General features: G+C 37.0%; 8 protein-coding genes. 5 read left to right on the plus strand and 3 right to left on the minus strand.

The genetic code is table 11. The annotated features are described in order from the left end of the window. The first annotated feature begins 299 nt into the window (after nt 1-299). The 5 genes from L6471_RS05470 (at nt 300) to L6471_RS05490 (ending at nt 10,625) form a co-directional block, all read left to right on the plus strand. The gene (locus L6471_RS05470) at nt 300-3,506 is read left to right on the plus strand and encodes a SusC/RagA family TonB-linked outer membrane protein (protein WP_237797535.1); all 3,207 of its coding nucleotides are present in this window, start codon (nt 300-302) and stop codon (nt 3,504-3,506) included. 49 nt (nt 3,507-3,555) lie between these two features. Next, the gene (locus L6471_RS05475) at nt 3,556-5,301 is read left to right on the plus strand and encodes a RagB/SusD family nutrient uptake outer membrane protein (protein ID WP_237797536.1); all 1,746 of its coding nucleotides are present in this window, start codon (nt 3,556-3,558) and stop codon (nt 5,299-5,301) included. A 71-nt stretch (nt 5,302-5,372) separates the two neighbouring features. After that, on the plus strand, nt 5,373-7,181 hold the full coding sequence (locus L6471_RS05480) for a bacterial Ig-like domain-containing protein (protein WP_237797537.1): 1,809 nt from the start codon (nt 5,373-5,375) through the stop codon (nt 7,179-7,181). A gap of 84 nt (nt 7,182-7,265) precedes the next feature. Further along, the gene (locus L6471_RS05485; RefSeq protein WP_237797538.1) at nt 7,266-9,584 is read left to right on the plus strand and encodes a glycoside hydrolase family 43 protein; all 2,319 of its coding nucleotides are present in this window, start codon (nt 7,266-7,268) and stop codon (nt 9,582-9,584) included. Between the two features lie 180 nt (nt 9,585-9,764). Next, complete coding sequence (locus L6471_RS05490) at nt 9,765-10,625, plus strand: helix-turn-helix transcriptional regulator (RefSeq protein WP_074550291.1); 861 nt, start codon at nt 9,765-9,767, stop codon at nt 10,623-10,625. 338 nt (nt 10,626-10,963) lie between these two features. On the opposite strand, the gene L6471_RS05495 is transcribed toward L6471_RS05490, so the two are convergent. From L6471_RS05495 to L6471_RS05505, 3 genes are all read right to left on the minus strand, one after another. Further along, a complete protein-coding gene (locus tag L6471_RS05495; protein WP_006282891.1) occupies nt 10,964-11,941 on the minus strand; it encodes a family 43 glycosylhydrolase in 978 nt (325 codons plus the stop codon). Between the two features lie 129 nt (nt 11,942-12,070). Further along, nucleotides 12,071-12,646 (minus strand): chromate transporter, encoded by a 576-nt coding sequence (locus L6471_RS05500; protein ID WP_006282892.1) that lies wholly within the window; start codon nt 12,644-12,646, stop codon nt 12,071-12,073. Continuing rightward, entirely contained in the window at nt 12,646-13,206 is a 561-nt protein-coding gene (locus tag L6471_RS05505; protein WP_006282893.1) for a chromate transporter, read from the minus strand. The genes L6471_RS05500 and L6471_RS05505 overlap by 1 nt, the downstream gene beginning before the upstream one ends. Nucleotides 13,207-13,209 lie beyond the last annotated feature (3 nt).

Consider the following 13,209-nt stretch of genomic DNA (forward strand, 5'->3'; position numbering starts at 1 on the left):
AGATTATTTTGTCCACCTTGCAAAACTGCACTTTGTATATATTTGCGGCATAGACAAATGAGTGTATCTCAGATAATTAATGACCTAAGAATGAAAACCTAATAAAATTATGCTGTAAAAACATAATATATCTTTCTGACTGGTATTGGAATCGTTCTTATTTCAATTATAATAGTAAACTTTCGGATGTAAAATAAATCGACAGTGAATATTTACCAGTTTTAGAATTGTATAATAATCTTTTGGTCAAGAAAAACAAGATAACTATTCTATCAATTAATAACCTAAATACTTGTAAAATGAGAAAACAACTATTCTCAGCTATGCTATGTCTAGGCGCTATGAGTGGACTTACTATTTGTCCAACTCCAGTAATGGCTTCAGTGACACAGGCAAAAACAATTAAGGTAAGTAGCCTGGTTGTTGACGAACAAGGTAATCCTCTTATTGGAGCAACTGTTAAAGTGAAAGGCTCAAATAAGGGGGCGGTCACAGATCTTGATGGTCGTTTCCAGTTGGAGGCACCATCTCAAGCTGTCTTACTTATCAGCTATGTTGGTTATAAAGACCGTGAAGTAGCCGTAAGAGGCCGTTCTGAAATCGAGCAAATTCAGTTGACCACAGATGATCATGTGTTAGATCAGGTGGTTGTCGTCGGCTATGGTACACAGAAAAAAGCCGATTTAACGGGTGCTGTATCTATTGTGAATGCGGAGGAGATGAAGAAGGTTTCTAATTCAAATATCTCTACGATGCTTGAAGGTAAAGTTCCTGGTGTTCAGATAACTTCTGATGGTCAGCCTGGTGCAGACCCATCTGTACGTATTCGTGGTATTGGTTCTTTCGGTAGTACTGCTCCGTTATATGTAATTGATGGTGTGCCTGTGGGTACTACTATCCGTGATTTTTCTCCTAATGATATTGCTACTATTCAGGTATTGAAAGATGCAGCAGCTGGTGCTATCTATGGTTCTCGTGCTGCAAATGGTGTAGTTATTATTACAACAAAAAGTGGTCGAAAAGATCAACCTCTGAAGGTTGACTATACAGGCTATTTTGGTGTCGATAAAATTTCTAAAAGTGTATATGACGTCATGAATGCTGATCAGTATAGTCAGTATCTTGGTCAAGCATTAGAAAATTCAGCTACAACGATCCCTAGTGGTTATAGCAAAGGGGAAGATGGCAAATATCATTTTATGGACGATACCAATACTGATTGGTTTGATGAAGTCTTTAAAACTGGTATTCGTCAGAACCACAATGTCAATTTAAGTGGTGGTGGTGCCAATAATACCTATAATATTGGTCTTGATTATTTCCAGCAGAAAGGTACAATCGAAGGTGCCGGACCTAACTATACTCGATATACAGCTCGTGTAAATAACACGATGGATACTAAGTTTATTAAGTTCCGTACGAGTGTAGTATATTCTCACTCAGACCAGGATAACATGGCTATTTCTAATGCTTCAGAATATGTACAGGGTCTTTATGGTGATGTTACTAATGTGCTTCGTGGTACTTTGTTAATGCAGCCAACTATTAAGGCATACGATAATTCAACATGGGTGTTGGATGATCAAGTAGGTTCTGCTAATGGTTATAAATATGATGCTTACGGGTATGGTGTATACTATGACACTATTCATGGTGATATATCAGCTTCAAACCCATTGTTAATCAATAATTTGTTAACTCGTAATACTATAGCTGATAGATTTGTAGGTACTGCATCTGCAGATGTTGATCTTATGAATATGGTTGGTTTGCACAGCAAGAATCATAGTTTACATTATAACATCAACTTGTCATATAGCAAAACTCATGCAACAGATGAAACCTGGGTTCCTTCGTGGATTCAGAGTAACCGTGTATATTTGGCCAAGGCCAATGAACGTTTAACCAAAGGATCACGCGATTATTCTGATGCTTTGATAGAGAATACACTTACATATGATGGGCATATTGCTAAACATAATATTAATTTGGTTCTTGGCCAGACTTATGAGGAGGAACATACCAATACTTTGACAGCATGGGGTATTGAATTTGATGAACCTTATTTTCTACAGATACAAAATGCTGCAACCCGTGATGCTTCTTCATACGAATATAAGCATGCTTTGGCTTCTTTTATTGGTCGTTTGAATTATAACTTTGATGAGAAATATCTTTTTTCTGCAGTCATTCGTCGTGACGGAAGTTCTCGCCTTTCTCGTAATATTCGTTGGGGTACTTTCCCTTCTGTATCAGCAGGTTGGCGTTTTGATAAAGAAAAATTCTTCCCGATTAGTCATGATGTAGTAAATCTGTTTAAGATTCGTGCAAGTTATGGTGAATTAGGTAACGAGAATATTGGTGAATATCAGTATATGGCAACGATGGCTCGTAATAATATGACCTATAGCTTTGGTAATACTGTAGTTACAGGTTCTGCTATCTCTACCTTTATTAATGAGAATATAGCTTGGGAGAAGAAAGTTACGACTAATATAGGTATCGACTTAGCCATGTTTAATAACCGTTTAGAATTTACAGCAGAGTGGTATCGAAATCGTTCAAAAGATTTGCTCTATAGTGTTCCTGTACCAGAGAATGCAGGTGTTTCTAATACAACCGTGACCATGAATGCAGCCACCATGGACAATAGTGGTTTTGAATTCTCTGCCACTTATCGTAACCATGATCATCCTTTAAAGTATGATTTAAGTGCTAATGTCAGTACACTTCGAAATCGGGTTAAGTCTTTAGGTTTTGGTCCTAATTTCTATATTTCTGGTGACTATATTACCATTGTTGGTCAGGAAATAGGTCAATTCTATGGTTATGTTTATGAGGGTATTGCCAGAACTCAGGCGGATTTAGACAACCATGTCAATGAGAATGGTACTGTGATAACACAAACTGGTGCTGGTATAGGTGATTGTCTTTATAAAGATGTAAATGGTGATGGCGAAATAACCTCTGCAGACCGTGTCGTATTGGGAAGTGGACTTCCTAAGGTAAACTTTGGTATCAGTGCCCGTTTTGAATATAAGAATTTTGACTTGAGTATCCAGACTTTTGGTGCACTTAACTATCATGTATCAGATGAAATCTATAATAGTTTGAACTCTTGTTATGGCTATGGAAACAAGGATGTTGCTATGCTTGATGCTAACCGTTATTCTGAAGATGGATTAACATATCTGTCTGATGTGCCACGTACATATGCTGTAAATACAGGTATGGCATGGAACAATTTGTTCAGTTCACGTAAGATTCAGAATGCTGCCTATTGGAAAATAGCTAATGTAGAATTAGGCTATAACTTGCCTAATAAATGGTTTGGTGGTGTGGTAACAGATGCACGTATATATGTATCTGCTCAGAATTTGTATACTTTCACTGGATATAAAGGCTATAATGTAGACTATGCAGGTGGAACGTTTACTCCAGGTTATAACTTCTGTTCTTTCCCAACACCTCGTACCTTTATGTGTGGTGTCCACTTTACCTTCTAATCATGAAGAGAAACAGAATTGACAATTATTTAAATAAGAATCATTAAATATGAAATTATATAATATTTCCTTGGCGATGTTATTAGGTATCAGTACATTGACATCGTGCAGTGACAAGTTGAATGTAGAAAATCCAAATGAACAGACTACAGCCAACTTTGGTGTTGACGAATTGGAGGAAAATGTAGTAGCTGCTTATAACCATATTCGTATGGAGGGATCGTATGCCCGTGTTGGTTATACGATTGACGTAACACGTGGCGACGAGGTTTGGAATTCATCGCAGGTGTGGTATATGCCTTTCGATGATTATAATCTTCCAGAAGATGGTGATATTGGTTGGTGGATATGGCGTGAATGGTATTATACCATTAATGTTTGTAATTTCGGTCTTTCTAAATGTGGTGATGATGATACTGTGCTTTCAGAGTCAATGAAACGTATTAAGGGACAATTCCTTTTCCTTCGTGGACTTGCCTATTATAATCTGGCAGGATATTTCCAGAATCCTCCTTTGATTACGGATTATAGCACATATTCTACCCTCGATGGTCTTTATGCTAAAAATTCCTCTTACGATGAAGTTCTTGATCAGGTAGAGAAAGATTTAGCAGAGGCTATGACTTTGCTTCCTTCACGTGATGCTGGTGGTGAGTGGGCTAAAGGTAGAGCAACATGTGGAGCTGCTGCAGGTTACTATGCTCGTGCTCTGATGCAACGCCACAAATATAGCGAGGCTCTTACCGTACTTAAGGATATTATCAACAAAAAGTATGGTACTTATAAGCTTATGGCTAATTATGGTGATAACTTCCGTGAAGGTTCACAATATGAGAATAATGATGAGAGCCTCTTCGAGATTCAATTCCTTGATTATGGTTCGCAAGGTACAGATGACGAGTGGACTCCTGTAAATACGAGTAAAAATGCAACTCAAGGTTCTGCTGTAGAAAGTAATTTCTGTCCAGGTGTATATGGAGGTTGGGCTGACTTATCTGCTTCTCCATGGCTTTATAATCTGTTTAAAGCAGAACGTACTACTGCAGGTAAACTCGATCCGCGTTTGTATTGGACTATTGGTACTTATGAAGCAGATTGGGAGGGGTTTGAATATGGCAATGTTGGCTACACTGTACCAATGACAGCCACAGACACGATCATGACCAATAATACCAATGGAGGTCTTCCTATTGCCAAGAATACCAATATGCGTACAGGTCTATATTCAAGTGTAGCCACTGGTTTACATGATGGTATCAATCTTCGTATGATGCGTTATTCTGATGTGTTGCTTCGTGCTGCAGAATGTGAGAATGAAGTAAATGGCCCTACACAGCAGGCTATTGACTGGATTAATCAGGTGCGTGAGCGTGCTAACTTGGCCGATTTAAACTTGACTGACTTTGATACCAAGGATAAACTCTTTGAGCAAATAGCTAATGTAGAGCGTCCTAAGGAATTTGGATGTGAGTTTGGTCGTGGCTTTGATTTGATACGTTGGGGATTCTTCCTTACTTCAGATCGTCAGCAGCAGTTGAAAGAACATGAAACCTTCCGTCGTTCTTTGCATCGTGCAAAAGATCCTGTAAGTTATGCGCAGGTAGGAATTGATTCTGAGTTGAAGTGTTCTTTTGATACATATGTTCAGGGACACGAATTTATTCCTATTGTTCAGACATTGATGAATAGTAATCCTAATCTTGTTGGCAACTCTGCAAATAATAGTGAAAGTAATAAATCATACTTTGAACAGAAAGGATGGACCGTTCATCCTGTTGTTGACTTGAGTAAATAATGATTTTATGTTACCTCATGGAGTAGATATAGGCTATGAGGTAGCATTCCAAACCTAAATAATTTAAAAATATGAAATATCTCAATAAAATAGCAACTCTATTTTGCTCAACAGCCTTAGGATTGTTGGCGATGACAAGTTGTGAGGGGGGTGATCTGTATAAAATAGATTCACCAGATTGGATTGCAGCGAAGATTGATTCTATCGAAAATTCTAAAACAACAGACGAAGAAGTTCTTGAAGGAATGCAGGAAGATGTATATACCATTGGCAAAACCGATTTTACCTCAGGATGGTGGTCTGCATTCTCAAAGTATTATGTCATCCCTGATAATCAGAAATGGAATGCTGTGTTCAATTTGAATATTAATCCTTCTGATAATACCTATTATAAAAATTTTGCTCTTGTTATTACAAACGATGAAGATCGTGGCGCAACAAATTATGCAGAGTATGGAGCTTTTCGTTTTGATGCAACTGGTGACTCTGCTACTTATAATTCACAATGGGGTAACTTATATTTTAAATATACGAATAGTAGCATGTTGATGGCGCCTGATGCTAGTAATTTAGATGCTAATGTGCAAAAGTTAGGTGGTAAAGTAACTTTGACTGTAGACCGTTCTAAAGCTGATACATTCTTTATCAAAATTACCAATGGTACTGTGACAAAGACATATACCCAACCTTATAAATTGAGTAATCTTAATACAGATGCAGCGAATGCTAACATTCGTTGTTTCCTTGTTCCTGAAGGCTCTTATATTAACTTCTTACAGTCAAATATCGAACCTATAGGTGGTTATACATCAGCTAATGATAAACAGCCTATTTCTATGGTATTGAATAATGTACCTGATGAAGTTAATATTGGTTCTGATCTTAATGAGGCAATGGCCAATGTATCTGCAGATATTACCTTCGAGGAAGGTGTCGTGAAGAACGTGCCTGCTTCTGAACTTTATTTCTCTGCTATCAATGATATGAATGTCGAAGGTGAAAAAACTCTCGTAGCCATTTATAACAAGACATTTAAGGGTGAACTTGCTTCTACTCCAATTGTTGCTAACACCAAGTTTAATGTTGTGCAGCAGATAGAATCTATTTCGATTACTCAACAGCCTACTCGTACAACTTATTATACTTATGAGTCAATTGCTACTTCAGATCTCGTAAATAGAACGATGGCTTTTGATCCTACAGGCATGGAAGTTGTTGCTACTTATGTAAGTGGAAAAACTGCAGTTATTGATAACTCAAAACTTACATTCTCGGCTGTCTCTGCAGCCCCTGGTACACATACGGTTACTGTTTCTACTAATAATGGAAAGACTGCAACTGTCAATGTAAACGTTGAAGCTTCAGAAGAAGTCGGTGTTGTTCCTACTCCAACTAATATAGGTGCAGAGGATAATTCTACCGCTTGGTGGACTGCATTCTCTAATGATATTCAGGTTCCTGCAGGTAAGACATATGTTGTTTCTTTCAAAAACTATGCGGGCTCTGCCAATTGGAATAACTTCGTTGTTATTCTTCGTAATGCCGCTTTAACAGAATATGCTGTTGTTCGTGCAGATAATTATGGTTGGGGAAATGGCTATTCTACGGCTCTTTTGAGTGGCGGACAAAGTGATTGGGCAACATGGCTTGCTGCTATGAATGGTTCTGATGTAACAGTTTATATCACCAACTGTAATAATGGTACTGCAGACGTTCAAGCAGTAATGACTGGTACTGACAATAATCTGTATACACAGTATTATATTGGTCTCAGCACTGTAGATCCGAATGATTTGCAGTTTGCATTTACGGTTGATGGTAGCCACTTGATATTTAATAGTGCCCAGGCTAAGAGCAATCATTGTTTTATACGTAGATGACAATACTTAATTTTTATAACCAGGGAGTGGAAATAGCAAGTTTCCACTCCTTCTCTTATCTTTCATTCAAGAAAAAATATAATCATGAATAAACCGTTTTTAATATCAATAGCTTTTCTATCCTTGGCTTGTACTTCTTTAGCACAGACTGATGGTCAACAGGCTTCCAATTTAAGAGAATCTTATGCAGAGACGACTGTCCACGATCCGTCTGTTGTCTATGACAATGCAGGAACATATTATATTTTTGGTTCCCATTTGGCCGTTTCAAAGACTACAGATTTGATTAACTGGACCTCTGGTGTTGGTGGTGGTGAAACAAGTGCTTGTACACTTTTTGCTAATCCTTCTGGTCATCAAGTAACCTATGCTGATGCTTATAACTCTAACGCTGTAACACGGGTAAAAGATTACCAGGGAAATGAAGTAACTTTTGGTACTTATAATATTCATGACTGGCAGTATACTGGTGATAATATCCAAGGTAATCAGTGGGCTCCAGATGTTATTTGGAATCCAACCATGAGGAAGTGGTTGATGTATATGTCTGTTAATGGTAGCAATTGGTGCTCTGCTATTGTATGTCTTGCAGCTGATCAGATAGAAGGTCCTTATATCTATCAGGGACCGGTTGTCTTTTCTGGTTTTCAGGGAACGTATATCCATAATGGCTATAGTGCTTCTGATGATTGGAAACATACAGATTTAGCTATAGCAACTGGTGCAACATCTCTTCCTGAACGTTATAATGTTTCTACCCATTGGGGCACCTATTGGCCAAACTGTATAGATCCGTGTGTGAAGTATGATAATGGTAAACTTTATCTTACATATGGTTCATGGTCGGGTGGAATTTTCCAGATACAGTTAGATCAAAATACGGGCTTACGCGATTATACCGCAATTTATCCTTATGAGATAAATGGAGAAGTTACTACTCCTGGAGCAGCTAATGCAAACTGTACTTCTGACCCCTATTTTGGCAAAAAGATAGCTGGTGGTTATTATGTTTCTGGCGAAGGTCCATATATAGAGAAAATCGGTGAATATTATTATCTATTCCTTTCTTATGGTGGTCTTACTTCTACGGGAGGATATGAAATGCGTGTATTCCGTTCTAAGAGCATTGATGGTCCTTATGATAATGCGATATATTCTTCTTATGTGAAGAACTTTGGTACTAGTGGTGATAAGCGTGGTGCTCGTATTCTTGGCGCAATGGGTGCATGGGGCGCAAATAATGAGGGGGAATTGGCTCAAGGACATAATTCTGTACTTGTGGATGAGAATGGTGATGCTTTCTTGGTTTACCATAGTCGTTTTGTAGATGGTGGCGAAGGTCATCAGGTACGTGTTCGTCAGCTGTTTGTTAATGAGAATGGGTATCTTGTCGCATCTCCTTTCCGTTATACAGGTAAGCAGACTACTCAAAAAGATATTGAGAGTAAACGCCTTTTTGATGAAACGGAGATAGCGGGTTCTTACCAATTGATAGTTCATCCATATCGATTGGATTATGAAAAAAAACAGGTCTCTGAGGCTATAACTGTTACATTAACGTCTGATGGTAAAATAACAGGTGGAAAAACTGGCACATGGAGCTTTACAGATAATTCGAAGTCGTATATCAAGTTAACAATAGGAGGTTTGAATTATTTTGGTGTCATGATTCGCCAGAATGTAGATAAAATGGTTAACACGCCAGCTGTTGCTATTTCTGCAGTGTGTGGTACGAATAATTACCAACAGGCGATGTGGCTTTATAAAGTAGAAAATAGCAGTGATAAACTAACTACTGCTTATCCTACATCTGTGATAAAAAATACAAATTCTGGTTGGTGGCAGAATTTCTCTCAAAACCAGTATGCTATAGAGCTCGGTGATCAGCTCAACTTTCATTTTTATAATTATAGTGATAAGGCTAATAATTGGCATAACTGGTGCCTTTATGGTGCAAACGTAGCTCCTAATGATGGTGGCTATAAGGAGTATTTTGGTGTACGAAATGATAATTATAATAATACGGCTGCCAATAATACGGGATGTACGTCTGATTTTAATTGGGATACTTTCAAGGAGGATATGGATGGTTCATTAGTAGATATGACCGTTACTTATTCTAAAGATGGTTTGTTCACAATGAAATCGGTTATAAATACAGATACTGGCAAAAAGTATAATTATTCTTTTGAGAAAACTATAGATGGTGCTCCATCTAATATACTTCTATTCTTTGTAAATGAAGGCTCTTATATTGATGGATTGACTCTTGGGATTAATTCTATTTCGTGTGATGATACCTTGGTACAGAACGGTAAAACCTATAATATGCAGGGGCAACTTGTAGATGATAATTATCAGGGAATTGTTATCCGGAATGGTAAAAAGAGAATTAGCAAATAGTCTTTTATAGATTTTGTACTTTTATAGAAAATATTTTTCTTGATGAAATAGGGGGTGAAAATACTGTGAAGTAGGCTCATCCCCATCTTTTTTGTAACTGTCGTCAAAAATAAATTTGCATTTTTCGAAAATATAATTTATCTTTACGAACTAAATTTATTATCGCATTAATAGAATACCATGAGACCAATTTTGAATAATAGTCTAAACTTGTTGGTGGGCCAATATTGCAGTGAAAATGATTCTGAAGTCGGTTTTCGGTTGCATAGATTGGCTGCAGGCGAGTCTATGCGTGTATTGGCCACTACTAAAAGTCGCTTCATCTATGTATTTTCCGGGCATTTGCGTTTTTCCATAATGCAGGAGGTTTTTGAAGAAGTGTCTGAGGGATATTTTGCATTTGTCTCCAATGAGTTTGATGTATGTTTGCAGGCAACTCAGGTAACAGAAGTAATCATACTTCAAACGGGGTTTATTGAGACTTTATGTCATTGGCTCAAGTTTAGTCATCCTGAAGATGATAAACAGCCAACCATGTTTTTTCATAAGCAGCAGACTGCTTATAATAGTCCTCAGTTAGTGCGAAATATTTTGAGAACGGTGTATTCATATATCAAAATGGATATGGTCTATAGTGCTATTTATCGTCTCAAAGAGTGTGAACTTTTTATAGTCTTAAATTCACAGTTCTCAAATCATGACTTTTTAAAACTATTTCAAGTTACTCATGATAATTCTTCCGATTTTAAGACTAAAGTAAAGTTACTGGCTGATCAAGAAACTTCTATTACTATTATTGCTGAGAAAATGGGATTAGAGCGAAGTCATTTTCATCGTTTATTTAAGAAGGAGTTTAATGAGACTCCACAGGTTTGGTTACAGAAACGTAAAGCAGAACGAATTTTGTATTATATCCATAACACGAATATGCCATTGAAGCAGGTTGCTGATGAATTGAATTTTTCTTCGCAAACCCATCTTAATGAGTTTTGTAAAAAACATTTTGGAATGACAGCAAGAATTTTGCGAGAACAATTGTAAAATCTCCACTTATGTTATCGACCACACAAGTGTACTATTTACTTTTAAACAACATATTCGATAAAAGTTTTCACAAATATGATAGTTTGCGTAAAAATATCTTACAATATTTATTTTATTATTAATTATATTTGCAATATAAGATAAACAGAACATTCTATTTATGGAATAAAAATATATAATTGGTTTTATTAGGTTTATAAAGGTTAATTTATTCGCATTATTTAAATTTAGAATCGATCTTTTTAATAGGTATTTTAAGTTTAAAAAGGTTTTTTAGGGATTTTATAAGAGCAATGGGGACGTCTTGGGGACGCTCCCATCTTTTTTGAACATCATTATTCTTCTAGTTGTGGAAAACCATTTTCTTTCCAATGTATTTTGCGCTGAATCAGTGTGCTCATTCCGTCGAGTTGCAGATTGTAGCCATGACATATGAATAGATCTTGGTGATTAAAATGATATACAGCGCAGTGTCCAGCAGCTTCATATACTTTTTTATCTCCTTCTAAAACGAGTGTTCCGCCACCTTCTGTCATGGAAATGCCATTTTCATCGATATAAGGCCCTGTAATACTCCTACTTCTTCCTACTACTACACGGTAATTGCTTTTTGCGCCTCGGCAACAATAATCCCAGCTTACGAAAAGATAATACCAATTGTCATGTTTGAATATAAATGGGGCTTCTATGGCATTGATACCTGCATTTTTTGAAGTTGGGTTTTTCATATTGTTTGGAGCATTGTTGTGATATCTCCTTGCTATAGTTAGTTGAGCTACATTAGGATCTTGAGTTAAGGTTCCGTTTTGTTCCTGTAATTTGATAAGTTGAATGCCATCCCAAAAACTGCCAAATGTAAGCCAGAGATTGTCATCCTCGTCTTTTACAAAATTAGGATCAATAGCATTCCAGTTATCTCTTTTTGCATGGCTATTTATTAGGCATCCTTTATCGGTCCACTGATTGATGGCTAAATTGGAAGCTTGTAGTAATCCAATAGCTGAAGTGTTTTTACCAAACGTAGAGCAACTGTAGGCCATCCACCATTGTTGATGCCATTGTATAATGTCTGGTGCCCAGATATGATTTTTGAATCCTGGTACACTGTCGTGAGTCCAGGAAGGGATATTGGGGAGAACTCCAGTTTGGTTTAGTGTCCAGCTTTTTCGATTAGGCGATGTCATCACTTGGATATTTCGACCAGTAGAATACATATAGTAGATGCCGTTCTCGTAGGCCATAACGGGGTCATGAACGAATGCTGTATCCGTTGTAAATGAGGTAAAAAGACTGAATAAAAGAGTTAATATCATGTTGTAAGTTTTGTAGGTTATATTTGGTGTAAATATACAAATATTCTACAAAATTTACAAGTTTATTACGTTAAATAAAGTTTTACTTTGTACAAATACTTATGTTACAAAGAAGTAGTGTGTAATACGCTAATATAGAAGGAGAAGACCGGCAATACCTGCATATCCAATCAAGCGGATTGGATTAATTTTCATATACATAGTGCCAACGAAAGTAAATAAGAATAGGTATACACTGATATAGAAAGTCCATGGATTTTCTGTTGGTGTTGAAAAATTCTCAGGATTTACTAATAACATCGTGGCTGCAGCTAAAAGGCCTACAACTGTAGGACGTAAGCCTGCAAATATGCTTTGTACGGCATTCGTATGCATGTACTTCATAAATAGTTTGCAGATAAGTATCATGAGGATGAGCGATGGCAATATCAGTGCAAAAGTAGAAATTGCACTTCCTAAAACAGAAAGAAACGCACCATGACCTGCATTATGAATAGCTGTATACCCAGAATAGGTAGCTGAGTTGATGCCTATAGGACCTGGTGTCATTTGCGAGATTGCAATGACATTTGTAAATTCACTCATTGACATCCAATGATAACGAGTTACAACCTGACCTTGAATCAGTGAAATCATAGCATAACCGCCACCAAAGCCAAAAAGACCAATTTCAAAGAAAGTAATAAAAAGCTGCAAAAATATCATTATTCTGTTGGTTTAATAAATTGACCATATAAGTAACCACTGAAGCCTGCTGCTATAATAACCCAAATTGGATTTACTTGAAGTATCCAAATGAATAAAGTACTAATTATAGGAATCCAGCAATTGGTAAGATTGATATGTGCACTTTTGGCTAAATTAAATGTTGGTGCGGCAATAAGGGCAACTACAGCTGGACGTATGCCTGCAAATATTGCTGCTATTATTTTGTTATCTTGAAATTCATGGAAGAACATGGCGATAGCAAGAATAATCAAAAACGAAGGTAAGCAAGTCCCCAAGCATGTTGCGATAGCTCCAGTTGTTCCTTTCAGTTTATAACCAATGAAGATGCTGATATTGGCAGCAAATACACCGGGGCAGCTTTGGGCTATTGCTATCAAGTCAAGAAATTCTTCTTTACTTATCCATTTATTCTTGTTTACAACTTCTTCTTCTATAATAGGAATCATGGCGTAGCCACCTCCAAAGGTGACTGCGCCAATCTTAAAGAATGTCTTAAAAGACTTCCAGTATATACTGTCTTTCTTTTGTTCTGTCATTTA

Origin of the sequence: Segatella bryantii (assembly GCF_022024215.1) — a bacterium.
In the GTDB taxonomy this organism is placed as follows: domain Bacteria; phylum Bacteroidota; class Bacteroidia; order Bacteroidales; family Bacteroidaceae; genus Prevotella; species Prevotella bryantii.

Bases quoted from the DNA above. Each gene is read 5' to 3' on its own strand.
- L6471_RS05470 (WP_237797535.1), top strand. From the start codon at position 300: ATGAGAAAACAACTATTCTCAGCTATGCTATGTCTAGGCGCTATGAGT.
- L6471_RS05475 (WP_237797536.1), top strand. From the start codon at position 3,556: ATGAAATTATATAATATTTCCTTGGCGATGTTATTAGGTATCAGTACA.
- L6471_RS05480 (WP_237797537.1), top strand. From the start codon at position 5,373: ATGAAATATCTCAATAAAATAGCAACTCTATTTTGCTCAACAGCCTTA.
- L6471_RS05485 (WP_237797538.1), top strand. From the start codon at position 7,266: ATGAATAAACCGTTTTTAATATCAATAGCTTTTCTATCCTTGGCTTGT.
- L6471_RS05490 (WP_074550291.1), top strand. From the start codon at position 9,765: ATGAGACCAATTTTGAATAATAGTCTAAACTTGTTGGTGGGCCAATAT.
- L6471_RS05495 (WP_006282891.1), bottom strand. From the start codon at position 11,941: ATGATATTAACTCTTTTATTCAGTCTTTTTACCTCATTTACAACGGAT.
- L6471_RS05500 (WP_006282892.1), bottom strand. From the start codon at position 12,646: ATGATATTTTTGCAGCTTTTTATTACTTTCTTTGAAATTGGTCTTTTT.
- L6471_RS05505 (WP_006282893.1), bottom strand. From the start codon at position 13,206: ATGACAGAACAAAAGAAAGACAGTATATACTGGAAGTCTTTTAAGACA.